The organism is Pseudomonas sp. AB6, assembly GCF_034314105.1.
Taxonomy (GTDB): Bacteria; Pseudomonadota; Gammaproteobacteria; order Pseudomonadales; family Pseudomonadaceae; genus Aquipseudomonas.
On record NZ_JAVIWJ010000002.1, the window covers coordinates 45057 to 67525 of the forward strand.

Below are 22469 nucleotides of genomic sequence, written 5' to 3' on the forward strand. Positions count from 1 at the left end.
TAAATTGAGCAAGACTCCCGAAACTGACTCATTTCAGGCGGGAAAATGACTTCTCCGATTCGATCGCTCATCGGTTCAAGGATCAGATCACACCGTAAAGCGAAGCACATCACACAGGCGAGGCTGGCCGAAGCGCTCGACTGTGAAGTCACCACCGTCGGCCGCTATGAACGGGGCGATTTTTCTCCCGATGGGGAGCAATTGGTCAAACTAGCGATTTTCTTCGGTGTTTCCCCTCTCGACTTCCTTCCTACGGAAGTAGAAGCCCGGTGGCAGGCAATCAGCGAGCTACGTTCGGTTCTGATCGACCTCATCTACCGGATTGATGATCCTACCGATTTACAGCACCTGATCGTTCAAGCACGCCGCCCAAAAAAGGCTAACCTTCGTTAGCTATTACAAGGTCATGTAGGTCTGGTAAAAAACGCGACTTCACGGCATCTTATCGGCCCCCCGCGTGCGCGAGGGGCGCATGGGGGATTATCCAACAGGTCTGAGGCGCAGATGAACTCCGTAAATATGGAACGTTTAATCAAGAACCTGGGCTGTACGTACGACGCTCTAATTGCTAACAAAGTAATAGATTACCATCCACTAAGAGATATGTATGAAGATGGTGAATCATTAGAGATCGAGCCGGTTCCAGGGATTGAGTTGATATTCTGGCCCGAAACCTTACGTTTCGAGGTTATATACATAACATTAAAAGATGAGCAAACTACTAATCTGCTGCCGATATATGGAGGTGAATTACCAGAACCTTTTAAATCTGTCACTGATCAAAAAGAGGTCCAAAAGGCATTCGGCGAACCTATGTTTTCTAAAGGGGCAATTGCACTTAGAGGCACAGGCTTGAGCGGATGGGACACCTATCAGCTTGATTCAAACTTGCATCCGGCCGCAATGGTGGAATTTCAATACGTGAAGAATATGAAAATTAGCAAACTATTGTTTTCGGTGATCGACAAGAACGTATAACTAGCCCCTCACATCGAGGGGTTACACTGGTAGAACGTCTTGCCAGTTTCAGCTGTCACCGTGTTTTAGTAACCGGCTAACGTTCTCCAGTGCCACACATGTAGCCACGAGGCTATTCACAGCCTCGGTGACCACACTGGAGGAGATTCTTCATCCTCATCGCATTGGGTAACATTGTCCACCCGAGAATCCGATGCGTGCTCATCCTGGTAACGCGAGTCCGGGCCAGTTGCGTACGTATCAAAGTACGCATACCGCGCTTGTTGCTCAGAATTGGTGACCGGGAAATGACTCACACTGTATTCATGATTGAACCTATATCCGGCCTCCAGCACTTGGTCGACGAATTGAGCGTCACCCAAAACCTCAACGCGCTCACCACTTTTCGTACTAACAATGCCCGCGGCCATTTTGTAGTTGGCCACCTCGTCATGATCCTCAAAGCCAGGCTTGATTTCGATCTGATCACCATGATCCACAACACCAACACGACCATATCGAAGGTACTCGATCGTGCCGTCACGGCGTAGCTGCGAAGCATGGCTACTCGAATCAAATAGTGGAGAGTCGTCAGCCGCCGCGCACAGGATGATTCGATCCTTAATCTTACCGGCAATGCTCTCTTTGCGTTTCTCACGGTAAGCCCAACCACGCAGTTGACTGACCGCTGCCAAGTCACCGCTCAGGGCTTCCTGCTCAACCCATACACGATAAGTAAGCGGTCGATAGATCCCTTTATCAGATAGATCCTGGCGTTCTTTACGGACCAGAATACGCAGTTCAGCCATGGCTTTCATGCGGTCGAACTCGGCTACGCGATACATCAGCTTTCGCAACAACGGATCGTTATACGACCGCTTAACGCCTGCCTTCATGGCTTGGTAACGCATGGCAATTTGCCGCTGGCGGGCAGGCACATTCAAATCCGGTTTTACCCAGGCATTACGGTTGACCTGGTAACGAGCTTTTAATGCCTCCCGCGCCTCAGCCCGCTCTTCTCGCCGCTCATCTCGTACTGCCTTATCTCTCAACTGTAACGTCGGTTTGTACGTTTCAAAAATGCCATACCGGGCCTCGAATGGGTCCGATGTTTCAAACAGTGGTGGAGCTTGGTACTCACCATATAGGGGTGCAAGCCGCGATTTCGTTAGCGAAGGATGGACGGACGAAGCTTTGACGGGAGGGGCTTGCGGGCGGATGAAATCGTACACCACAAGCCCTTGACCTTGCTCGCGTATCCCTAAGCCATTCTTGTGCAGCAGCCGATGCAGAGAGGCCCAGTTTGTAGTCTCCTTATCAAGAGCTTGGTCTAGTTCAGAACGCACAGTTCTTTCGGCGTAATGAAAGAGACTTTCCTTATCAGAAAATGTCTGTGCCTTTGCAGCACCTTGGGGGGCAGGCTGAAAACGAAACGGCGCGGGGACCAACGTGTTTTGCGCACTCCATTCCCAACTACCGTTGTCTTGTTCAAAGCCATAACGTCGCTCAAGAACGCGGCAGCATTTCTGCAGTTTCTCCGCATCGTTCCACATATTGGCGGCTTTATAGGTCAGGGGACTGACACGATTCACAGCGACATGACAGTGAGTATTATCAGTGTCCTGGTGGATCGCAGTGACGTATTGATGCCCTTCCAAACCCAAGGCATTCAAGCAGTGCTGCGCAGACTCGAAAATCTTCGCATCGGTCGGTACCTCATGTTCACGCCATGACAGGATGAAATGGTAAACGGCGTCAGTACAGCGCCGGTTTTGAGCTGCAACCATGTTCATTTCCGCAGCCGCTGTCTCCCATGAAAAGCAGTTGGTTTCGCAAGCGACTTCCCCAACCAACACACGTTGGCGGCCGTCCTCAAACTCATCTGTTACGCGTACTCCCCCCTCTTCATCACCACTCCGATCAATATAATCAACGAGGCGATCAAACACCGCCTGGCTCGACTGTGATGCCGGCGCTCTGGGATCGTCAAACACGACACCATTGCTGGCCGGTTTGCGATCGCGCTCACTTATGTAGCTCACCAACTTCATAAAGCTGGTGGCACCATCGCGGCGTTTAGGAGGGATGATTACGTTAACTTTTAGCTACTCCCCAACCGGTACTGCTTGTAGATCCAATTCAAGAACCGCTTTCTTCAACGACACCAGGACTTGGGAAAATTGCTTGCTCAATTCTGTGGTCATGTCCGATTGCATCTGATTGTAAAGATGTTTTTGAAGACCACCCAGTCGCAGCAATTCACCCATCAAACGCGTGTCGGTCCGCGTCATGATTTTTCGATTGAGCGCAGATCGCCGCAAAAGATCGGACGTCGATATGCCTGCCGCCCGGGCTTTATCGGTGATTTTTTTTGCTTCATCTTCCGTGCAGCGGAGCCGTAGGACGATCTCCCTCAGACGCTTTTCGCTTTTCGACATAACGGCTTCCAACTATCAACGGGGTATCGGGGCGCAGCCCTGATCAGGGTTTTGTAGAGACCGACTGCGTGCAGGCGGTAGCTACAAAACATTTCCTGTCCGAAAGTATAATCGTTTTCTAACGCGATGTCACCGGCGCTACTAAGCGTCGCCGAATCAAAAGCGGCGTCAGGATTGGGGGGTGTCAGAGTGCGCGAGCTTCAGCTACCATCCTTTTAAATCAACGACGGCATCGAATGGAAAACCAGACATGGCCAAAACACAGACATTCACGCAGAACCAACTCGAAAGCGCAAAACATGCGATGGCTCAGTTACCCGATCTCCGAAAAAACAAAATCACAACATCGGAACTGCTTGAGTCGTTGAGGGATCAAATTGTGGTGTTGGCTAACAGCAAAGGTTACTCGCCAGCCGATATAAAATCGGCGCTGGGAACAATCAACGTGGTGGTGTCATTGAGAGCAATCACCGAACTGCTCAGCAATCAGAAAAAACCTCGTACTTTACGCAAAGCTGCAAATAATGCTTAGTGGCCTAAAGGCCACCGCTAACACCTCCTTGTTGGTGATTATCGAACGATTTCACTGCCACAGATTTTAAACGGGGGTGTTCGTACCTGGTCAATCACAGGCGGTGACTAAACCCTCAGCAACCCAACTGGCCTACGCCCTGCCTCTGTCAACGTCGCACAAACACATAACACACGAAGATCGGTAATTCTTAGGCGAAAAAAAACCCCGTAGAACGGGGTTATTTTCAAATGTTTTCTCTTACTGGGTATCATCACCGTCTAGATCTGACAGACTATCTTCAAGGTCAATATTCAGCGGGAGGTCATCGGAACCTGTCACGACAAACGAACAAGTGCTATTTTGATCCCCTGCGGCAATATGCGAGTGAAAATATAGCTCCGCTACCGCGCTTGCTGCGTCTCTATGATCACCGGAACATTCAATTTCTATGCTCTAAGCTATGGTGTAGTTTTTCAATTAATTCACTGAAAGTAGATTCACGTAACGGCTATGAACAGGGCGCATTAAACGCCCAATCCATTTTTATGCAGCGGTTCGATATCCACGCATTGCGTGTGCCAGCTTCCACAGAGCACGATTTAATTTTACATCCTGGTCAATCCCATTCACGGCTCGCGTTTTGGTCCGTCGACCTTGTTTGTTACGACCATCCAAGCCACCTTTGATGACGTTTTCTTGTACACGATTGAAAGTAGTCCATAAGTCATCTGTACGGTCTTCTCGACGACGCGGAAGAAGCAACTGTGAAGGCGTAATTGGTGCGGGGGTTTCAGCTGTATCGTAGCGATAAGTCAGTGCAGCATCTGCAAAAGCTAACTGTTCATAGTTACTTAGATGGTGCGACTTCATGTCGCCCAAGTGATGGTCGATTTGTTCGAACTGCTGCAAAACCTCATAGGCCCCTTCAATGACTTCATCGATTACCTCCCCTCGGCCGCTATGTCTTACTTTTTGATCCATCGCAAGATCGCCAAGTACCAGACCGTTCGCGCATACATAGCGAAACTTACCCGCAATCATCTGGTAGCTGCTGCTACCGTCATGGCTGTTCAGCAATATAATCTCGTTCGCTTCGTTGTTCCTGATGTTGCTGGCGTGGCGTAGGCGAAGCATGTGCTTTGTGTGTTCACGCTTTCCTTCGTTTCGGACACGAGTTTGGCAAGCCATGAATGGCTGGAAACCTTCGACGCGTAGTGCATCCAGTACCTTAACGGTTGGAATGTACAGGTAGCGCTCGGATCGGCTGTCATGTGCTTCTTCAGCAAAGATTGACGGTACCACTCGGGCGATTTCATCATTGGTCAATGGTGCATCGCTACGGATCATGCACGGGTTACGAAAGTTATTTGAAAAACGCATGAAATTTCCCCGTGAGAAGAAGCCCAGCCAGCTGGGCTCCTAGGTAAGTTGGATTAGCCAATGAACGTTGGAGTACGTGTGGGGCGCGTTGCCGTGATGACCTTGCCTACTTCTGCAATTTCAATACGTTTGCGCCAATAGGCTGGCACGCGTTCCAACTGTTCAAAATCAACAAACCTGAGGGCATTGCTCCGTGGAGTTTGGGAAGTATGAATAGACATGATGGATCTCCTGCAAGATTAGCCCGGAGCGATTGCCGTCGCTCGTTTCGGACATCGGCTCTAGTGTGTTGCCGATAGAGTTATTTTAATCTAAAGAAGATTTTACGTCAATACATGTAAACACATTTGTTTTGCCCTACGAGTAAAAAAACCCGCACTTGGCGGGCTTCTTCTCGGCCGATTTACGGCATTACGCTATATGACCTGCGTGGCCGCATCCTGAGTATTTACGTCGACGCCTATCTCCAAGTGCTTCGTGATGCTTAACGCACCTCGTACCCACGGTGATATTAGTTCATCTCCCTGATGCTCTATAACTTTGCGCACTTTGGCAATAATCTCATTGTGGGACATAGTGTAAATGTCTTCAAACTTCCAATAGGACGCCCCCACGCGTGAATAGATCGAAGTTACGCGCCCATTTGTACGCTCGCTCATCTTGAACGACTCAACATCACCGCCACGCACCCAACGAACAGGCGGGAGTACATTAAGCGCATAGTCAAAGTCTTCCACGTCGATCTGACGCGGCTCTGTCTTAGAACCGGCCTCAATCCGTGCCGTGGCGTCCTCATAAGTAGTTATAATTACGCCGGGACTGCGAGCTTGGACTTCATTTAAAGTGTGGCCCTGCAACTGGCTCACTGTGACACCATCTGCGCGCTCAACCGCAAAGTCGATTACCCATGGCTGGCCTGGAACATAGAACACTTTTTCCATAGTTTGAACTCCTGCAAAGTTAGTCCGGAGCGATTGCCGCCGCTCTTATCGGGCAACGGCGCCAGTGTGACGCCGCGCAGGTATTATCTATTTTAAAACATATAATGTCAATACATGTAAACACTATATGTCATCCGGTGACCATCTGTGACGCCGCTTTGCTTTTGCTGTTTCACGGCCACTGAAAAATATTCGGACGGTTTTCACTAAAGCAGAGTGGAAAATGGCAAGTCAGAGGCGCACAGCGGCGCGTGAAGCTCTAATCGCCAAACGCCTATGCCTTTCAACGCCTCGACATTGGCGTCGCAACAGGGAAGAACTCAGGCGCTTAGAAAGCGGAGCGCGCAGCCTGGAACGGGCGAAGGCGTGAGGATCGAAGCCCGCAGGGCCAAGTCCCCGCGCTTCTGGCCGGGGCTTGGTTCACGAGAGCCGCTTCGGCAGAGCCGAACACGCACAGCGGCAGATCTGAGAAACAGCCAAGCATAAGAAGGCGTCAGAAAAAGCGATGATTTCCGTTATAACGACAACCTATCTAAAATGCCTAAGCCTGCGCGAGCGTGACATTGAACACTGCTGCATCCAACGGTTTGCCAGTGACCTGCACAGCTTTGAGTGATGCCGCTAGATTCTCGATCTGAGCAGCAACTTCAGCCGGGAACCATTCAGTCACCTGCCTCCAACCTTGCGGCAACGACTCCATGCGACGCCGGATTCGCACCATCAGCTGATTGACAGATTGCCGACTGAGGTTGGTGTCTAATGCGGCTTCGGTGATGCTTGCGCCCATCACCAGCACCAAGTGTGCTGCCTCAATTGACTTAGGGGAGTAGCCGCGGCGGTTATTCTTGACCTCAAGCTCCTGCATAAGTCGCTCAAACTCCACCGGACTCATTTCCCCGGTGCTTGGCGTAGCTCCGATCAAACGCATTAGCTGGGCGATTTCTGACGGCTGGAAAGTGTCCTTAATCTTGGTCGCCATCGCTAATAGCCGTTCTTCGTTCGTCTTAGTTGCCTTCATAGCATTTTTTTCCTTAACTCGCGACCTTGCACGAATTGCTATCGTTTTCCACTGGTTGAACTATCGTTTGCTCGGCCTTGGAGCGTTCTATGAGGCAGTAGAGGCCATTTTACTGCCTCTACTGCCATAGCCATGCACGGGGCAAAGCTTGGTGTGTGTCTGACTTCTCCTAAGTTTGGATGCGGTAGGATCAGGGCCGCCCTGAACCTGCCGTTAGGTTAGGCGAAGCTAGCTATCCCCTTTTCGCCGGATTTCTTGGTCCCCTTTTTGGCTATCGGTTTGGCCTCAGCAGTACGGATAACATTGGGAATCCAACCAGTTCCGGCGAGACGGGCCTCAGCTTCTTGTGCAAGAGCCCCTTTCTTCATTCCCATGAGCGCGTTCAGATCTTTATCACCTGCAATTTTTCCGGTTTCTGACAACGCTTGAATAATCAAATCCTTGGACACCCGGCCCAAATAGTTGCTTGTCGTCGGGCTAAAATGGTCGGCCATGTTGAAACCCAGCGCTTGCAGATACTTTTCTGAAAGCTTGCTTGGCTCGAATGCCAAGCTCACTGAGCGGGCCACCGCAAATGCTAGAAGCCTGTCTAGTTCGGCGCTGTTCATGACAGCCAACGCGTCCCATAACTCCCCGTGATCAACCGGCAATGCCTCGATCAGTTTCATACCGAGCGCTACAAATTCCGCTTCCCTCACCTGCCCCGCATCGTCAGTGATCGTGCAACCTGTGCGTGTGCCGTAACCAGTCCCGACACTCATGTCTGTAGGGGTTGCGCTCCAGTCAGATCGGCTATCTGTGACGAATTTGCAAGCAATCAGGATTTTGGCGGCATTAGCATTTGTGGTTGTGACGTACTGAGCTGCCAAGTTGCGATGTGCGAGCAGAGAACGGCGTAACGCGTCACTGATGGTATCTGCCTTGCGACCTACCGACTCTGTTTCTCGGCCTCCGGTCACTCGCTGCCCATCGCCTACGGCTTCCATAACATTGGCGCGATCAGCTGCGCGAACCATGCCACGCTCGATGCGAAGGCTGCCGCGCTGGAAACTTACGACCACACCTGCATGCTCCATGACAGCAGAGGTAAAACCCGCTTTGGACTTATGGATTTTTTCAATCAGGTCTGACAGCTCATCGACACGATCGTCATGCGAGTGATAACGGCCCAGATCTTCCTCGGTCAACTCCATTCCATCCATGCTTTCAATAATGACCTGTACCTCTGCCAGTTCCCTTTCCAGCGTTGAAAGCTCTTGAGCCAACCCATCCGACAAATCTGTAAACGTGGTGGGTGCACGGCCTAGACGTTCAAATTGAGTCCAGTCAAATGCTGGCCAGACTTCAACCCAACCCCAACCCTCTGAACGGATCTCCTCGGCCTGCTCATGGAGCTTTCCATGAACCAATGAGTCCAGGAGCGCGCTGTCAGCTAAAATCAGGCCGTCCCCATCAACCGCAAAAAGATCACGCCGTACGATACCACCGGCCTTTTCATAGGCATCGACCCCACCAATAAACGGCACACGGTCGTCGTTGGAGGCGTCAACTTCTGTTGAGATGACTGCACGGCGTAGCGCGGCCGGATCTTTGTTCCAGTGCTGATCGCGAACTCGGTTCCATACTTCCGCTTGGAGGTCGTGGTTATCCGTGGAGCAGAGCGCAATCAACTGGTCTGTGGTCAACGCACCGGCACGGAAGTCGGCAATCAAAGCAGGAGCTGCTGCACGAAGCTTTAACCGGCGCTCGACCACCAACGGCGTAACACCAAAGCTATCCGCGATGCGGTCAATGGTCCAACCTTGCTCGGTCAATTCCTTGAATGCGTCAAACTCGTCAGCGGGGTGCATTGCCTCACGCTGGACGTTCTCGGTCAAGCTGGCCGAAGTCACAGCTTTGGCGTCGATCACTAAGCACGGAACTGGATAGTCGTCCTGAAAATCGCCGTTGGTGACTAGTAACCCGATAGCGTCAAAACGACGACCACCAGCTGCGACATCAAAGAACTCACCATCGGCATGTACAACCAGATTTTGCAAAAGGCCTTGGCCTGTCTGCAGATGGGTACTGCGGATAGAGGCAGCGAGAGTCGCAATCCCGGCCAGATAGTTGGCATTAGAACGGCCACTGCGGCGCACGTTGCCGGCACTACGGCGCAGTTGGCTGAATGGGATCACTAGGTTATAAGCATTGGACATGTAAATACTCCTGCAAGTTTAAGAAGGTGGGAGCGGTTGCCGCCGCTGTAACCCCGCATCGACAGTTGCTGCGTCGATAGAGCCATTCTACATAAGATTCACGAATATGTAAATACATGTAAACACAAAAAAGCTATTTATATCGCTTGTTTTGTGACCCTAAAGGGGTCATTATACTACTCAAGGGGGACGCATCCAGCGCCGCCCGATACCCGAAAGGATGTGAAATGAAATGCTGCATGATGATCGCGAGTATCTGGAACTGGAAAAGCTTCAACTTGAAACCCGCAAGTTGACTGCTGAAACTCGTAAACTGCTAGCCGAAGAGAAGAAATTGAAACGCGAGTCTGTTTGGTATCCGTTTCTTGTAGGGGCGGCATTGATAACCGCAGGTAGCGCAATTATGAATCTGCTGTCTAAATCTTGAGTCACAGACCCCGAACACTCGGGGTCACCCCTTGAGTTTTGTTGGCCAGCAGTACACATTGTTTAATGATCGGGCTTGCAACAGGCCAGCCCGTCACCCCTTAAGAGGATGCGACATGGATACTAAAATCGACCGCGCATTAATGAGTCGTGAACGTGCTGACATTGATGCACGTCTGAGCGCAAAGGAATCTTTCGCTGCACGCATCGGCCTAATGCCATTTGCAGCCGGTGCGCTTGCTGCTCTGGCCGTCTTTATGCTGATCAGCCACATGTGACCTTTCTTTATCCAGCCCCCACAACCACAGGGGGCTTCTGGATTGCCTATGAAACGTATCGAACACTACGCGCCGCCATCCGCTGAGGATCTGGCACGTCTTAAAACCGCGCTGGGCTTCACAAGCATTCAAATGGCCGATCTGGCCGGACTGGCAAAAGGCTCGCAATGGCGCAAGTACACAGGCCGCACAGAAGACCGCACAATGGGCCTCCACATGCACTTCTACATGGCCGCGCTATTGACCCTTTCTGACGCCGATTTGGCCCGTATAGCCACGACAATGCGCGAACAGGGAGCAGCTGTAGAGTTGGGGCCGCTGCCTGCCGGTCCACCTGACGCCTAACGAACGAAATGTTTCACCGCTGTGCTCGACCCGACGCTACCTGACGCCCAGCCCGAATACGCCGGCAAACACAAGCTAGAAGCGATAACACACACTCCGATCATTGTAATTTCGCCTATCTGAGTTGTATCATCGGGCCGCTATTTCCTGATCTCCTGCAAGGATGATGGAAGCAACAGGTCGAAAGCCTTGCCGGGTGATCGATCAAAAGAGAAACCCCTTACATCACGTTGGGGGTTTTTTTTGCCAAAATTCTTTCCGCTATTACAGAATGATCACAATCGTTTGATTCTCATCACGCACGCTGAGTAACTGCCAGACGATCCGCAGGGTACTTCTGCATAAAATCGGCGCTCGCACTGGCTGGAGCATTCAACCAATCGTTGTAAAGTCCCTTAGGTAAGATCACAACCATGCGTTTTTCATCGCTGGGCTTGTGGTAATTGCGCATGAATGCGTGATTGTCCGCGCTGACGGTGAGCATTGAGTAACTGTGAACGATTTCGCCTGCAGCGCTGTGCCAACGCTCCCAAATACCAGCGATCCCCATAAGTTCTGAGTCTGACCGGGTGATTCGAGTTGCAATGGCCGTACCCGTCCGCCAATCCGGTTCATAGATGGCCGCCGCTGGGATAATGCAGTGCTGAGCTCGTCGCCATGCATTCTTATATGAGGGTTTCTCCGCGACTGTTTCCGACCTGGCGTTATATGTACGTCGCGCAATTTTCGCATCTTTGCTCCAGCCCGGAATGAGCCCGAACGAGCCAAGTAGCATTTCCAGAATCGGACTGGCCTCATCCTGTGGATCTGTGTGTTCCGACCTCCGGATGAAAGGGCCAAAATAACCCGGCCAAAGGTCGAGCTTGCCTTGCTCATTAAATTCGATGCCGAACGTCAGGGCGAGCTGGCTTTGGGTCGGTGCTTCGTAGTGGCTGCACATCCCTTGATTCTCCGTCGTAATGCGACTTTTGCCTTTGGCATCTCGGCTATCCGCCGGTCTGTTGAGTGCACATAAAATTGACCACAGGCACAGAGCAAAGTTAACTGTATGTTTGTACAGTAACAGGAAGTCGTGCGTTATGAGCTTTTCCCTGCAAGGTCCGCTTGTCGAAGGCGGTGCGCTGGTGCCCTTTTGTTTATTCAAGATACCGGCCGGATTCCCGTCGCCGGCGGCCGATCATATCGAGCAACAAATCTCTCTGGATGAGGTGCTGAACATTCGTGCGCCTCATGTCTACCTGGCCTCGATCAGCGGGGACAGCATGCAGGGCGCAGGGATTTTTGACGGGGATTTGGCGGTGGTGGATCGCTCGATTGAGCCGGCACACGGCCATGTTGTGGTGGCCTTGCTCAATAATGAACCATTGTGCAAGCGCCTGTGCGTGAGCGGCCGTGAAGTCATCCTGCTCTCGGAAAATCCAAAATACCCACCTCGCTACATCCTTGAAGGTGATGAATTGACCATTTGGGGCATTGTCACCAGCACCGTGCGCAATCATGTCTAAACGTCCGGTGTTTGGGCTGGTCGACTGCAATGCTTTCTACGCCAGCTGTGAGCGCGTATTTCGACCGGACCTAGCCAAAGTACCGGTGGTGGTGCTGTCCAACAACGACGGCTGCGTAATTGCGCGCAGCTACGATGCCAAGCCATTCGTGAAAATGGGTGAGCCCTACTTCCAAATCAAAGACAAACTGCAGCAGCTGGGCATCGTGGCATTCTCATCGAACTATGCGCTGTATGGCGACATGAGCCAGCGCGTCATGAGCGTGATTGAATCTCTAGTACCGGCCGTCGAGGTTTTTAGCATTGATGAAGCGTTTGCAGATCTGAGCGGCGTACCAGGACCGGAAGCCCTGGGCCGACAAATTCGCTATCAGGTACTGCGCAGCACAGGGATTCCGGTCGGTGTCGGAATCGCGCGGACTAAGACCCTTGCCAAGCTGGCCAACCATACCGCCAAGCGATTGCAGGCGCAAACCGGCGGCGTCGTAGACATCTGCGAGCCCTTCAAACGTGATTGGGTGCTGCGCAATACGGACGTAGCGGAGGTTTGGGGGGTGGGCCGACGAATGAAAGCGCACCTGGATGAAATGGGCATAAAGACGGCCATGGATTTGGCCAAAGCCGATCCTTGGACGCTTCGCAAGAAATTCAGCGTTGTCATCGAGAAAACCTCACGAGAATTGGCAGGCACCTCCTGCCTGGAGCTGGATGAGCCAGATCCGCCAAAACAGGAAATCTGTTGCAGTCGTACGTTTGGCAGACGCCTCCAGGAACTGCCAGCGATCAAAGAGGCGGTGGCCACCTACATGATGCGGGCGTCTGAAAAGCTCCGCGCCCAGCATTCGTTATGCAAGAAGATTCGAGTCGGCATCCGCACCGGGATGTTCAACGCCGAGGAAGCGCAGTACGCCAATGGCGTAGTGGTAGACCTGCCCTACCCTACTGACGACGTTCGTGTGCTGACCCAGGCGGCGACAGTTGCGGTTGAGCGCGTATTTCGCCCAGGTTTCAAGTACAGCAAGGCCGAAGTCATGTTGCTGAGCCTGTGCCAGCCAGGTGAATTCACTGAGGACCTGTTTGCTCCGTCCCAACCAGGTGAAGCTACCAAAGTGATGTCTGTGCTCGATGCGATCAACGGCAAGTGGGGCCGAGGCACGCTGCGCGTGGCCAGCGTGCCTGCCACCCCGGAATGGGGGATGCGTCGTAACCTGTTGAGCCAGAGCTACACAACCCGGCTGGATCAGCTGTGGCGTATCAACTGTCATTAGGATCACCGAGACCCCGGGACCTGAATGTACTTTTGTAGTCATACCAAAACCCGTTTGCGGCGGGGCTGCATTTACAAGTAAAAGGCCCGTTTGGCGGACCTTTTATGAAGTTGAGCTTTTAGCGGCCCTCTACAATCGCGTCAGGAACGTTTTCTATGAGTCATTGATGCAATCTTATGCCTAGGCTTTTTGCGTGGATTACACGATCGTATAGAGCCTTTGGGGCTCACAACCCCTTACGCTCTAGCCGATCTGCTGCTTCAAGTGCATCCAGTGCAAGATCCATTAAATCGCCAAGTGTCTTAATTCCCCTACGCTCAGCCATTGAATAAAACCGCTCCTTACATTCTTCGGTCACTTTTATGTTGAACTGTGTTCTCGGCTCACTCGCGTTAAATCTGGAACGCTTAGCCGGTTTTGGTGCTGGTGCCTCACGCGACGGGAAATTGTTATCTTTGGATATCTTTTCGATAACTTCTTTATCCGCTGGCCTTTGGGATTCCGTTTTGGGTTGGAAATTACCTAGGTTGAGATTCGCGAATGGATCAACCGGTTTCTCAGTCATTATTCAACTTCCCCGGATGGCTGCAGTTTTGAAACAAGCTCGGCGGCAAAAGCGGACGCGTTGATTACGGCTTTATTGATGCCTGGTACTTCCGCCGGGTTCAATGTCTCCAGCGGCTGCTGGAAAGAAAACATCGCTTTGAATGCCTCTCGTTCGGTCATCACCGTTTCGAAAACCGGTATTTGCTTCTCTGAAAGGCTCCTACGCAGATTTGCCATGGTCCGGGTCTGATACGCAGGAGGCGTACGAGTTAGCAAAATTGAATATGGCAGCTTGTAACCAGGAACGTGCCTTCTCATTGCCAGCTCTTGATCATGGATCAATGAGACCGCCCTCCCTGCCTGCTCAGCGTCTAACAATGATCCTTGCATCGGTACAACTACAAAGTCAGCTTCCTGCAGCGCTAAAACTACGATTTTAGCCGCTGTGCCTTCCAGATCGATTATCACAAACGGGTCAGTCATGGCCGCTTCCCGGATCTTGCTGGCAATATTGTTCTCAGTAACCCCTGAGATGACCCGTAAATTAGACGGGCAGTTTCCTCCGGCTGCCCACTTAGCTATTGGATAGTTGGGGTCAGCATCAATGACTGTAACAGCGACGCCTCTAGCAGCTAGCTGTGTTGACAGAGCAAGGGCTGAAGTGGTTTTACCTACACCACCTTTTGGACTGATGAATGGAATGGTAGGCATTTTTGGATAACTCCAGATATCTTAGGATAGCGTAAGGTAGCTACAGATATTCATCTTAGGGAGATATCCCAAAATATCAAGTGCTATCTGAAGATATCTATAAGGTATCTTAGAATGCGGCCGAAACAGATATCCGTCAGTATCATATGATATCTAATGCTATCTATTGATCCGGCAAGAAGGATACCTAATGATACCAAGGGGGTATCGTTAGGTATCTTAGAGAGGTCGTCGCTTAGCGTAAGCGATATACAGGTGACGTATCGTCGTTAGGGGGGAGGGCTTAAGTGGGTTACGGATATACTATGAAACGGCCTGTCCCGAAAACTTCTGTACCGTTCGATCAACAGTATTGGAAGCCCAAGCTTAAACCCTGTTGGCTGTAACGTGCCTTGGGAGTCGACATGTCGTCACGCAGCGCCTCGATCAGCCCAACAATTCATATTCACCTTGGTCTGCTGCTCTGGCCGAGGTTACCCCTCACAACAGACCTTCATTGGTCAACTCAGAGTGACAGAATTAGGTGAGTGGGCAAACATCCTAGATACCTCCGTACTGATTAACACAACGTTGATCAAACCGTGAACAAGTCAACAACTCCAGTCACTAAACGAAAAAAGCCGGCCTAATGCCGGCAGCTTCGTTAATAGGTGATAAAATACGTTATCACCAATTTTCAGTAAGATAGGGCTTATGTCGCTTTTTGAGCCGATGCGGGATTTTTTCCATAGACGGGCGGCAAAAAAACTGAATGAGAGTGCTGCGGGTGTCCACTTGATTAAAGAGCAGGAGGAATCCACTCGCGGCTGTTTCGCTTTTCCCGGTACCGAGTTTATCGCCGGCATCGAGGTCAACGGCCAGCGCATGGGAAAGGTTGATTTCAGCATCAATCCGCTCAACGACCGGGTGTACATCTACGACCTGACTATTGAGGGCGACTACTGGCGTAGTGGCCTGGCGACGGCGACACTCTGGCGACTGTGGTGCGATCACCAGGTGCCCTTGGTACCTCTGCATGAAATGGGAACCGCCGTGGGCTTCTGGAGTAAGGCGCGCAAGCGGTTTGCCGCTGCCGGCGTTGAAATCAAGCGCGATATCCGTACGGCTGACCACGAAGAAGGAAAACTGCGCTGGCAGCATTTGGTACCCGAATCGGAAGTTGAGCGCTCGGTTCGCGAATACTGGGCCTGGGTCGAATCTGAAAAAGCTCCCGGGCGCCCGGCCGGGCCGGGGATTCGATGAGCGATCTGATCACCACCGGCGCCAGTGAGCGGCGCCTGACCGCCGCCGAATTCCAGCAGCTGGCCAGCGTTCCAGCGGCGGCGGAGTGGTTCGCTAATATCGACAACCCGCGCACCCGCCGCGCCTATCAAATTGACCTGTCGGACTTCTGCAGTTTCGTTGGGATCACCGGCGCTGATGAATTTCGCGCCGTCACCCGGGCACACGTCCTGGCCTGGCGCGCGCAGTTGGAAACCCGGGGCCTGGCGGGAGCCACGATCCGACGCAAACTGGCGGCGCTGGCCAGCCTGTTCGATCACCTGCTGGAAAACAATGCCGTCGCCGGTGGTAATCCCGTGCACGGGGTCAAACGGCCCAAGATCGAAACCAATGAAGGCAAGACCCCAGCACTCGGAGACCACCAAGCCAAGGCATTGCTCGACGCGCCAGATGCAAACACGCTGAAAGGGCTACGCGACCGGGCGATTCTCGCGGTGCTGCTGTACCACGGACTGCGCCGCGAAGAGGCCGCGCATTTGATGACCGGCGACCTGCAGGACCGCCGAGGCATCAAACACCTGCAGGTGAAAGGGAAGGGCGGCAAGACCCGCTATTTGCCGTTGCACCCGGTTGCGGCCGAGCGCATCCATGCGTATTTAGAGCGGGACAATCAACGCGAGCCCGGCAATGGCCCGCTGTTCCGCTCAATCCGTGGCCGCACCACCGGTGCCGGCATCACCGCGAACGGCATCTACACGGTGGTGGCGCACTGGGCTAAGGCGGCGGGCATTCAGGTCGACGGCCTCGGCGTGCACGGGCTCAGGGCGACGGCCGCGACCAATGCCCTGGAGCATGACGCGGATATCGCCAAGGTCCAGGTGTGGTTGGGGCATGCCAATATCAGCACCACGCGCCTGTACGATCGGCGGGGTCAGCGGCCGGAGGATTCACCGACGTACAAGGTGAAGTACTGAAAAGCTGCAGCGGCGCCGTTCGCTCAAGGGCCGGTGGTGTGCAGCGATTTTCCGTGGCTATTTGTCTAGATCGACACTTTGCGTTTTACAACCCTGGGTGACCCAGGCGTCATAGTCCAAGCGAAGCTCAGAAGGCAGTTCAGGTAAGCCTTGGGCGGTTTTAAGCAAAGATTCAGCGTCTTCAAAACGGCCCAGAATCCACGTAATGAAACGGATACGCGATGTAGGGCAAGGCTTTGCATTCAAATCCAGCGCGTCGGCTAAAGCCGATGCTGCTTCCATCGTTAAATCCAGCTCACTCAATGACGTCATTGGAATTCCTTATCTTTTTTTGCGGACGCAAGGTTGGGCGTCCTTCTACTTACTTTGCCCCGCGTTTGACGGCAGGGCTTGCGGTGTACTTGGGCGATTTTCCTATCTATCTAGAGAGCGTTCCGACCACCCGCGAGGAAAGTAATATGCTCGTATGAAGGCTCCAAAGATCGATACACACCATGTTCCTCGGCGTATTGACGAAGGTGCCGATTGCAGCCCAAATCCCAACTGGCCACCTCAATATTCCAGCCCATTTTCACGGCTCTTTTCAGTGCCGGAATGAAGCCTTCGCCATCCAAATGACCATTGCCGTCGCCCGTCAAAAGCAGGATTGTTCCAGGTGCGTCTGCGTCAATCAGGCGTTTCAGCATGGAGTATTGTATAGCTTGATCGACCGCTACCTCGCCGCCTCCGATAGCCCCTCGTTCTTGTACCTCGACCTTTACTCCAAGGTTGTCAAAATAGCTCCATAACACGTCATTGTTCGGTGGTAGCGATCCCCCAACAAACGCAAATTCCATTTGCCGACCGTCGACAACATTCATCAGCAATTTCTTAAAATGAACTCGAAACTCACGCTCGTGGCCAGGCTCTTTGAGGCTGCAATAGTTTTTCCCAACAAGCCAGATGTTGGAGTTATCCCAAAAAACGTTCAACGACATTTGCTCATTCCCTCGATCATCGAACGCGAACGCCGCGCCCTGGTACTGCAAAGGCCCGCACAGAGCGGGCTTGTAGGTGCAGCAACCTTTCCTATTGATTCAGTTCGCGGGTTAGCAATTCTTCAACGGCCCACGCCTGGGCGCTGTCGATCCACTCCAGATATCCGCGTTGGTCGTCGGCATCAATCACGCCTTGCCGATACGCGGCCTTGACCTGCTCGGTCAGAGGCCCGGTATGCGCTTCGGGGTTGCGCAGCAAGGCGTCCTTGTCGTTGATTGCTTCTTGTAGATCGGCCAGCACTTTGGCGCGGCGATCTTCGGGGGTTAGCTCTGTCGGCATAGCAAGAGTTCCTCTCAGAACGGCTGTCTTTCTACGTCCTCGGCCCCGCGTTTGATGGCGGGGCTTGCGGTGTACCTGGACGACTTTTCCGTGGTGTTAGTGGCTGTCGGCAACCGACTCGTCGAATCGGCTCTCGACAGGCCCGGCGCACCGGGCTTGCCTGAATCATTTGTGCTGCAATTGCTGCTGATACTGGACCGTTTGCAAATTCTTGCTTTCGATCTGCACCGAGGTCTGCATCTGCTGCAAGACCAAGGCTTCAGCCTGGGTCGCCTGGATCTGTTTCAAGGTAGCGCTGATAACAGCAAGTTGATTGTTCTGCTCCTCGATCTGCGATTGGGAAGCGCAACCAGCAAGCGACAACAGAGCCAGTACCGATACCGCGATAACGCTTTTTTTCATGGTGTGTTTCCTACTAGCATGTCGGCCTATCCAACACGCTTCTACCGACCCAGCCCCGCGTTTGCGAGGCTTGGGCGTTCCGGCATCGATTCCCATGCGCTCATCTGAATGTCCTCGATCATTTCGGCTTGGGTAGCAGGTGATGAGCGCGAATGAATGCCCCAGCCCCCATCGCAAGCATCTCCGAGGGATTGGCTTCGCAGTATTTTATTACCCACAGAGCTATGCCGTTTACATCGACCCGGTTTGCCCCATTACCGCCAGCAGTAACAAAGCCGGCGATCCATTGAGTGTAGGCATTGGCCATCGTGAAGTAGGTCCTGCCCCCCATAACAACTGCGCTGGAGGGCTTGTCGTCTGAGAGCGACAGCACGAAAGAAGCACAGGAATCACCACCTAATCCGGCCACGGCATATTGACCAGGCTCCTCGGCCTTGGCTGCGGTGAACAGAAGCAGCAAGGGAATTGTGAGCCATAACAGGTGATCTTTGATTAGGGCGGTCATGGCAAATTTCCCTTAACTCACTAGGTTGGCGAACTGGCCTTCATATTTGAAGTTGACCAAAGCATGCAAATCGCGCTTTTCGCTGTCGTTGCATTTGGCTTTGCAGTCCTCGTAGTAATAGAGGGCGCTCGATTTCAGGTCACCAACTATGTCCACCCACGACACGTCATACCAGCCCCGATCCTCTCCCGGATCGGCGTCGTACTGAGCCTTCAATTGAAATTGACTCGTAGCCTTCCACTTGAACGCGCCTGTACTGGTTTCAAATTGGTAAAGAAGTCCAAGATTTACACTGAGATTTTGCAGTGCTTCTTGCGGGGTTGCCCCTATTGCAGACGGGAACAGCGGGTTATCGCCGAGAAACGCCATTGCTTCAGTTGCTTCAAAGTCGCCACCGTCAAGCATGCCGAACAGAAAATCGGTAGCCGAACGATGGGCGACAATCGCTCGGAAGCCTCCGCCATAACGCTGATCCTCCACGCCCAAATGGTCTTGAGTTGCCTCAAGGTATTTGTTCAGTGCATCCAATTCCATGCCGTTCTCCTGCTCAATCATATGGGCCGAAAGCGTCCTCTTCTACGTCCTCGGTGGTGGCGTACAAAGTATTCTGACACTGCTGCCCGCATAGAAAGGGCGGTGCAAGAGTCTCAATTTTGGTCTCATTAAAATAGATTCTTAAAATCCTCAACCACGGCCACCAATTGCGCCTCGATATTCAACAATAGATTTTGACACTCCGATCCTCGAAGCTGTCACCGGCCTTAAAGCTCGGCGTGATTTTCACCAACGAGAATATCGGTGGTGAACTCAATCAACATTTTTTTGGCGTCGTCCAGTGTGGGGCAGCCACCGATAAGCCAGCTTGCCCATTTGCCATGCGAATAGAAGGCATAGACCTCCTCAGCTTGGCCAAGGGAGAGGCTATAACCGGACTCTGCGAACGCAGACTGAATATTTACGGCAGTTTCAGATACACCTTCATAACTCCGGCACAACTCAGGTCCGTATTCAGATACAGCAGTGAAAATGCGCTTCATGCCTTCTTCAAGGTGAGTTTCGCCATGTTTATTTTGGGGTAATTTACTAGCGTCATTCATAGCTCATTTCTCATAATTCTGCGCGGTTAGCCCTGCTTTAACATCGTTGAAGATGTTTTTCTCCGGTACTCAAACAAGTGGCTTTGAGAGCGCTCTGGTGTCAAGACTTATTGTTTGGTGTCACAAACTATTGTTCAAAACCACTCGGGCCCGGTTTTTGGCCGGGGCTTGGGTGTACTTGATGCTTTTCCTTGAACTACTCGGCTTCGGATTCAAGCGCATCAGCTAGGCTGTTCAGCGCATCCGCAAGGCGTCGCATCTGGCCGATTTCGTCTACCAAATCGCCGTCCTGGTAGCGATATTCCAACGTGCTCCCGAAAGGCCCGGTGCCGGGGAAAATCCCGCCATAGCTCAGCTGCTCGTTGGCGTGTTTTTCGGCCCGTTTGATCTGCTCGCTGACATTCGTTTCTGTCGTCATGCTCTTTTTTCCCATCAGAAGCATCGGGTGCCTATTCAACCTCGAATTTCTTGCTTCGAGCCCTGCTTTTAAAAAACCAAACTCCGCCAACGAGGGCAACGGCGATGACCACAATCATCAGCAAGCCTTGGCCGCGCATCAGCGCGCCGACCACATGATTGGTCGAACTGTGAACCACAGCGTTCGCCACCTGATTAGCGATATGTTCACCAACAGAGCTATGTGCATGTTCAGAAAAACTCATGTGAATTCCTTTTTTCTAGCTGTTTTCATCGTTGGCCGCTGGAGGGCCTTCGGAGCACGACCGGCACAACCATTCCGTGGTCAAGGGCTCTGACGGCGGGGCTTTGGGTGTACCTGGTGTTACCTTTCCGTGATCAGTTTGTCCGTGGTGGAATAACCTGGAACGCCATACCCTTGCTCATGGTGCAGGCATCTTTGATCAACCACAAAATCTGGTCGTCGGTCATGTTGGGCATCAGCTGAATGACGCCTTGGCCAGCAGCAAAACTCACCGCCACCACCTCCTTAAAGTCGATCTCTTCGTATTCAGTGCTCATCACTCGTTCCTTTTCGCGGACGCAAAAGTAGCGTCTCTCTAATGGCTCAGCCCAACGTTCGACGGCTGGGCTTGGAGTGTTTCTCGGGATTTTCCTACCCTTGAAGAGTTAAAACACTTTTGTTGTTTGGCGAGGCCCAAACTAAGCCAAGCTGCCTATGGCGGCGCAAGCAGTAAGTAACGCGAACCTTGTTTTTGCTCGTACCATTAGCTACTTCAACGGTAAACTGCTCTCCCGGTTGAGCCATGCGTTGCCCCTTAGAAGGGCCATCGATGACTAGTAATTTTACGTCAACGTCACGTTCGAACATTACGATGAATTTCCTACCGGTTAGCCTGGTCATCAGCGAGCCAGCATTTAGAGCCATCCTCGGCAAGGCAAAGGAGATCTTCAGATAAAAGCCCATTCTCTACCCATGCGTTACCGGCCTCATTGGCCTGCGCATCTAATGCGGAAAACTCGCTGCTATCGATCAATCCCTCGTCACGCAGGGCCAACAGATAGCCATATGCAACGTCATAAGCGCGCTGCATCGTGTGCGTGTTCTCTGCATTAGTAATCAGATCGATTTAACGCTGTACCCGACTCATGGTGAGGCTAGGCTGTTCGCTCATTTTGAAATTCCTATAACAATTCAGGTGTGGTGCAAAGCACGATTAAAGCGGGGAAAATCTCCAGATAGGGCCAAGCTCTGCTTGAACACAAAGCACGCACCATGCGGGATAATTGATCTGCTTTTCCCCCAGCGTCCAGCGGCGCACGGTGCGACCGTCCACACCGATAACGCGTGAAAAGGCTTCACCACTCCAGCCGGCCATTTCCAGCGCGGCGCGCACCTCATCAGCCGTGGGTTCAACCCAGTCTTTATGCGCGAGCAAACATTCCGGCCGAATGTCCACCTTCTCTCTATAACTCGCCTTGGTTTCCATTGCATCCACCTTGCGGTTGAGCCCCTTTCGGGGCTCGTAAAATTTAGATCCAGCCCATTTCGGCAAAGGAAGTTGTTTCGCCGTGGCCGATGACGAAGTGATCAAGCAAGCGAATTTCTATCAACCCCAGCGCCTCTTTCAAGCGAACCGTCAATTGACGATCAGCGTGCGAAGGCGTGGAATCACCACTCGGGTGATTATGACAAATGATCGCCGCCGAAGCGTTGAGCGCGAGGCCGGTTTTAACCACTTCACGCGGGTAAACAGAGGCTTGATCGATGGTGCCGGTGAACATGCGCACGAACTGCAAAACACGATGCTGGGTGTCGAGGAACAGCGCCGCGAAAACTTCGCACTGCTCCTGCTCCAACTGAAGGCGCAGATACGAGCGGACCGCCCCCGGCGATTGCAATGCTTCGCCTTTGGTTTTCAGATGACTATCCAGAATGGCCAAAGCCTGCTGGATTACTTCAAGTTCAAATGCTTGCATTGCTTTCTCCTACGACCTGAGCGAAGCGCCCG

At 52.4% G+C, this 22469-nt stretch carries 33 protein-coding genes; 10 read left to right on the forward strand and 23 right to left on the reverse strand.

Annotated features, from left to right (window positions below; all coding sequences use genetic code 11):
- Nucleotides 1–45 precede the first annotated feature (45 nt).
- Together RGW60_RS23395 and RGW60_RS23400 are read left to right on the forward strand one after the other, a co-directional pair.
- Nucleotides 46–393, forward strand: a complete 348-nt coding sequence (locus RGW60_RS23395; protein ID WP_322207050.1) for a helix-turn-helix transcriptional regulator — start codon at nucleotides 46–48, stop codon at nucleotides 391–393.
- Between the two features lie 111 nt (nucleotides 394–504).
- Nucleotides 505–978, forward strand: coding sequence for a DUF6392 family protein (locus tag RGW60_RS23400; RefSeq protein ID WP_322207051.1), 474 nt, complete (start codon nucleotides 505–507; stop codon nucleotides 976–978).
- A 116-nt stretch (nucleotides 979–1094) separates the two neighbouring features.
- On the opposite strand, the gene traI is transcribed toward RGW60_RS23400, so the two are convergent.
- Both traI and mobA read right to left on the reverse strand, forming a co-directional pair.
- Complete coding sequence (gene traI, locus RGW60_RS23405; RefSeq protein ID WP_322207097.1) at nucleotides 1095–3047, reverse strand: TraI/MobA(P) family conjugative relaxase; 1953 nt, start codon at nucleotides 3045–3047, stop codon at nucleotides 1095–1097.
- A 15-nt stretch (nucleotides 3048–3062) separates the two neighbouring features.
- The gene (gene mobA, locus RGW60_RS23410) at nucleotides 3063–3395 is read right to left on the reverse strand and encodes a plasmid mobilization protein MobA (RefSeq protein WP_322207052.1); all 333 of its coding nucleotides are present in this window, start codon (nucleotides 3393–3395) and stop codon (nucleotides 3063–3065) included.
- Nucleotides 3396–3645: 250 nt separating this feature from the next.
- Here mobA and RGW60_RS23415 point away from each other — a divergent pair, with 250 nt between their 5' ends.
- Complete coding sequence (locus tag RGW60_RS23415; RefSeq protein ID WP_322207053.1) at nucleotides 3646–3927, forward strand: mobilization protein; 282 nt, start codon at nucleotides 3646–3648, stop codon at nucleotides 3925–3927.
- 525 nt (nucleotides 3928–4452) lie between these two features.
- Here RGW60_RS23415 and RGW60_RS23420 read toward each other — a convergent pair.
- The 5 genes from RGW60_RS23420 to RGW60_RS23440 form a co-directional block, all read right to left on the reverse strand.
- Entirely contained in the window at nucleotides 4453–5289 is an 837-nt protein-coding gene (locus RGW60_RS23420; protein WP_322207054.1) for a DUF932 domain-containing protein, read from the reverse strand.
- A 53-nt stretch (nucleotides 5290–5342) separates the two neighbouring features.
- Nucleotides 5343–5510, reverse strand: coding sequence for a hypothetical protein (locus tag RGW60_RS23425; RefSeq protein ID WP_322207055.1), 168 nt, complete (start codon nucleotides 5508–5510; stop codon nucleotides 5343–5345).
- Between the two features lie 195 nt (nucleotides 5511–5705).
- A complete protein-coding gene (locus RGW60_RS23430; RefSeq protein WP_322207056.1) occupies nucleotides 5706–6230 on the reverse strand; it encodes a hypothetical protein in 525 nt (174 codons plus the stop codon).
- 541 nt (nucleotides 6231–6771) lie between these two features.
- Entirely contained in the window at nucleotides 6772–7248 is a 477-nt protein-coding gene (locus RGW60_RS23435; RefSeq protein WP_322207057.1) for a TrfB-related DNA-binding protein, read from the reverse strand.
- 218 nt (nucleotides 7249–7466) lie between these two features.
- Nucleotides 7467–9446: a ParB/RepB/Spo0J family partition protein gene (locus RGW60_RS23440; protein ID WP_416194850.1), complete on the reverse strand. Its 1980-nt coding sequence runs from the start codon at nucleotides 9444–9446 to the stop codon at nucleotides 7467–7469.
- Nucleotides 9447–9678: 232 nt separating this feature from the next.
- On the opposite strand from RGW60_RS23440, the gene RGW60_RS23445 reads away from it, so the two are divergent.
- The 3 genes from RGW60_RS23445 to RGW60_RS23455 all read left to right on the forward strand — a co-directional run bounded on the left by RGW60_RS23445 (nucleotide 9679) and on the right by RGW60_RS23455 (nucleotide 10495).
- Entirely contained in the window at nucleotides 9679–9873 is a 195-nt protein-coding gene (locus tag RGW60_RS23445; RefSeq protein WP_322207059.1) for a hypothetical protein, read from the forward strand.
- Between the two features lie 115 nt (nucleotides 9874–9988).
- On the forward strand, nucleotides 9989–10150 hold the full coding sequence (locus tag RGW60_RS23450; protein ID WP_322207060.1) for a hypothetical protein: 162 nt from the start codon (nucleotides 9989–9991) through the stop codon (nucleotides 10148–10150).
- A 48-nt stretch (nucleotides 10151–10198) separates the two neighbouring features.
- Nucleotides 10199–10495, forward strand: a complete 297-nt coding sequence (locus RGW60_RS23455; protein WP_322207061.1) for an XRE family transcriptional regulator — start codon at nucleotides 10199–10201, stop codon at nucleotides 10493–10495.
- Nucleotides 10496–10790: 295 nt separating this feature from the next.
- On the opposite strand, the gene RGW60_RS23460 is transcribed toward RGW60_RS23455, so the two are convergent.
- On the reverse strand, nucleotides 10791–11435 hold the full coding sequence (locus RGW60_RS23460) for an SOS response-associated peptidase (RefSeq protein WP_322207062.1): 645 nt from the start codon (nucleotides 11433–11435) through the stop codon (nucleotides 10791–10793).
- 139 nt (nucleotides 11436–11574) lie between these two features.
- Here RGW60_RS23460 and RGW60_RS23465 point away from each other — a divergent pair, with 139 nt between their 5' ends.
- Entirely contained in the window at nucleotides 11575–12000 is a 426-nt protein-coding gene (locus tag RGW60_RS23465; RefSeq protein WP_322207063.1) for a S24 family peptidase, read from the forward strand.
- The gene (gene umuC / locus RGW60_RS23470) at nucleotides 11993–13267 is read left to right on the forward strand and encodes a translesion error-prone DNA polymerase V subunit UmuC (RefSeq protein WP_322207064.1); all 1275 of its coding nucleotides are present in this window, start codon (nucleotides 11993–11995) and stop codon (nucleotides 13265–13267) included. Before RGW60_RS23465 ends, umuC begins: the two co-directional genes overlap by 8 nt.
- 226 nt (nucleotides 13268–13493) lie before the next feature.
- Here the strand turns inward: umuC and RGW60_RS23475 are convergent, their stop codons facing one another.
- Nucleotides 13494–13832: a stability/partitioning determinant gene (locus RGW60_RS23475; RefSeq protein WP_322207065.1), complete on the reverse strand. Its 339-nt coding sequence runs from the start codon at nucleotides 13830–13832 to the stop codon at nucleotides 13494–13496.
- The gene (locus RGW60_RS23480; protein WP_322207066.1) at nucleotides 13832–14524 is read right to left on the reverse strand and encodes a ParA family protein; all 693 of its coding nucleotides are present in this window, start codon (nucleotides 14522–14524) and stop codon (nucleotides 13832–13834) included. Before RGW60_RS23480 ends, RGW60_RS23475 begins: the two co-directional genes overlap by 1 nt.
- A gap of 693 nt (nucleotides 14525–15217) precedes the next feature.
- Here RGW60_RS23480 and RGW60_RS23485 point away from each other — a divergent pair.
- The gene (locus tag RGW60_RS23485; protein ID WP_322207067.1) at nucleotides 15218–15766 is read left to right on the forward strand and encodes an N-acetyltransferase; all 549 of its coding nucleotides are present in this window, start codon (nucleotides 15218–15220) and stop codon (nucleotides 15764–15766) included.
- The gene (locus RGW60_RS23490; protein WP_322207068.1) at nucleotides 15763–16719 is read left to right on the forward strand and encodes a tyrosine-type recombinase/integrase; all 957 of its coding nucleotides are present in this window, start codon (nucleotides 15763–15765) and stop codon (nucleotides 16717–16719) included. Before RGW60_RS23485 ends, RGW60_RS23490 begins: the two co-directional genes overlap by 4 nt.
- Nucleotides 16720–16776: 57 nt before the next feature.
- Here RGW60_RS23490 and RGW60_RS23495 read toward each other — a convergent pair whose 3' ends face one another.
- From RGW60_RS23495 to radC, 13 genes are all read right to left on the reverse strand, one after another.
- Nucleotides 16777–17031: a hypothetical protein gene (locus tag RGW60_RS23495; RefSeq protein WP_322207069.1), complete on the reverse strand. Its 255-nt coding sequence runs from the start codon at nucleotides 17029–17031 to the stop codon at nucleotides 16777–16779.
- Between the two features lie 110 nt (nucleotides 17032–17141).
- Entirely contained in the window at nucleotides 17142–17696 is a 555-nt protein-coding gene (locus RGW60_RS23500) for an NYN domain-containing protein (protein ID WP_322207070.1), read from the reverse strand.
- Nucleotides 17697–17787: 91 nt separating this feature from the next.
- Complete coding sequence (locus RGW60_RS23505; RefSeq protein ID WP_322207071.1) at nucleotides 17788–18036, reverse strand: hypothetical protein; 249 nt, start codon at nucleotides 18034–18036, stop codon at nucleotides 17788–17790.
- A gap of 165 nt (nucleotides 18037–18201) precedes the next feature.
- Nucleotides 18202–18438 carry a hypothetical protein gene (locus RGW60_RS23510; RefSeq protein WP_322207072.1) on the reverse strand — a complete coding sequence of 79 codons (237 nt, stop codon included), beginning with the start codon at nucleotides 18436–18438 and terminating at the stop codon, nucleotides 18202–18204.
- A gap of 118 nt (nucleotides 18439–18556) precedes the next feature.
- Nucleotides 18557–18943, reverse strand: coding sequence for a hypothetical protein (locus RGW60_RS23515; protein WP_322207073.1), 387 nt, complete (start codon nucleotides 18941–18943; stop codon nucleotides 18557–18559).
- A gap of 12 nt (nucleotides 18944–18955) precedes the next feature.
- Nucleotides 18956–19498, reverse strand: a complete 543-nt coding sequence (locus RGW60_RS23520) for a hypothetical protein (protein WP_322207074.1) — start codon at nucleotides 19496–19498, stop codon at nucleotides 18956–18958.
- A gap of 206 nt (nucleotides 19499–19704) precedes the next feature.
- Nucleotides 19705–20040, reverse strand: a complete 336-nt coding sequence (locus RGW60_RS23525; protein WP_322207075.1) for a hypothetical protein — start codon at nucleotides 20038–20040, stop codon at nucleotides 19705–19707.
- Nucleotides 20041–20236: 196 nt separating this feature from the next.
- The gene (locus RGW60_RS23530; RefSeq protein ID WP_322207076.1) at nucleotides 20237–20458 is read right to left on the reverse strand and encodes a hypothetical protein; all 222 of its coding nucleotides are present in this window, start codon (nucleotides 20456–20458) and stop codon (nucleotides 20237–20239) included.
- 31 nt (nucleotides 20459–20489) lie between these two features.
- Nucleotides 20490–20702: a hypothetical protein gene (locus RGW60_RS23535; RefSeq protein WP_322207077.1), complete on the reverse strand. Its 213-nt coding sequence runs from the start codon at nucleotides 20700–20702 to the stop codon at nucleotides 20490–20492.
- A gap of 133 nt (nucleotides 20703–20835) precedes the next feature.
- Nucleotides 20836–21018 carry a hypothetical protein gene (locus RGW60_RS23540; RefSeq protein WP_322207078.1) on the reverse strand — a complete coding sequence of 61 codons (183 nt, stop codon included), beginning with the start codon at nucleotides 21016–21018 and terminating at the stop codon, nucleotides 20836–20838.
- A 94-nt stretch (nucleotides 21019–21112) separates the two neighbouring features.
- Nucleotides 21113–21424, reverse strand: a complete 312-nt coding sequence (locus RGW60_RS23545; protein WP_322207079.1) for a hypothetical protein — start codon at nucleotides 21422–21424, stop codon at nucleotides 21113–21115.
- Nucleotides 21425–21674: 250 nt separating this feature from the next.
- On the reverse strand, nucleotides 21675–21947 hold the full coding sequence (locus RGW60_RS23550; protein ID WP_322207080.1) for a transcriptional regulator: 273 nt from the start codon (nucleotides 21945–21947) through the stop codon (nucleotides 21675–21677).
- 43 nt (nucleotides 21948–21990) lie between these two features.
- Nucleotides 21991–22437 (reverse strand): RadC family protein, encoded by a 447-nt coding sequence (radC, locus tag RGW60_RS23555; protein WP_322207081.1) that lies wholly within the window; start codon nucleotides 22435–22437, stop codon nucleotides 21991–21993.
- Between the last annotated feature and the right edge of the window lie 32 nt (nucleotides 22438–22469).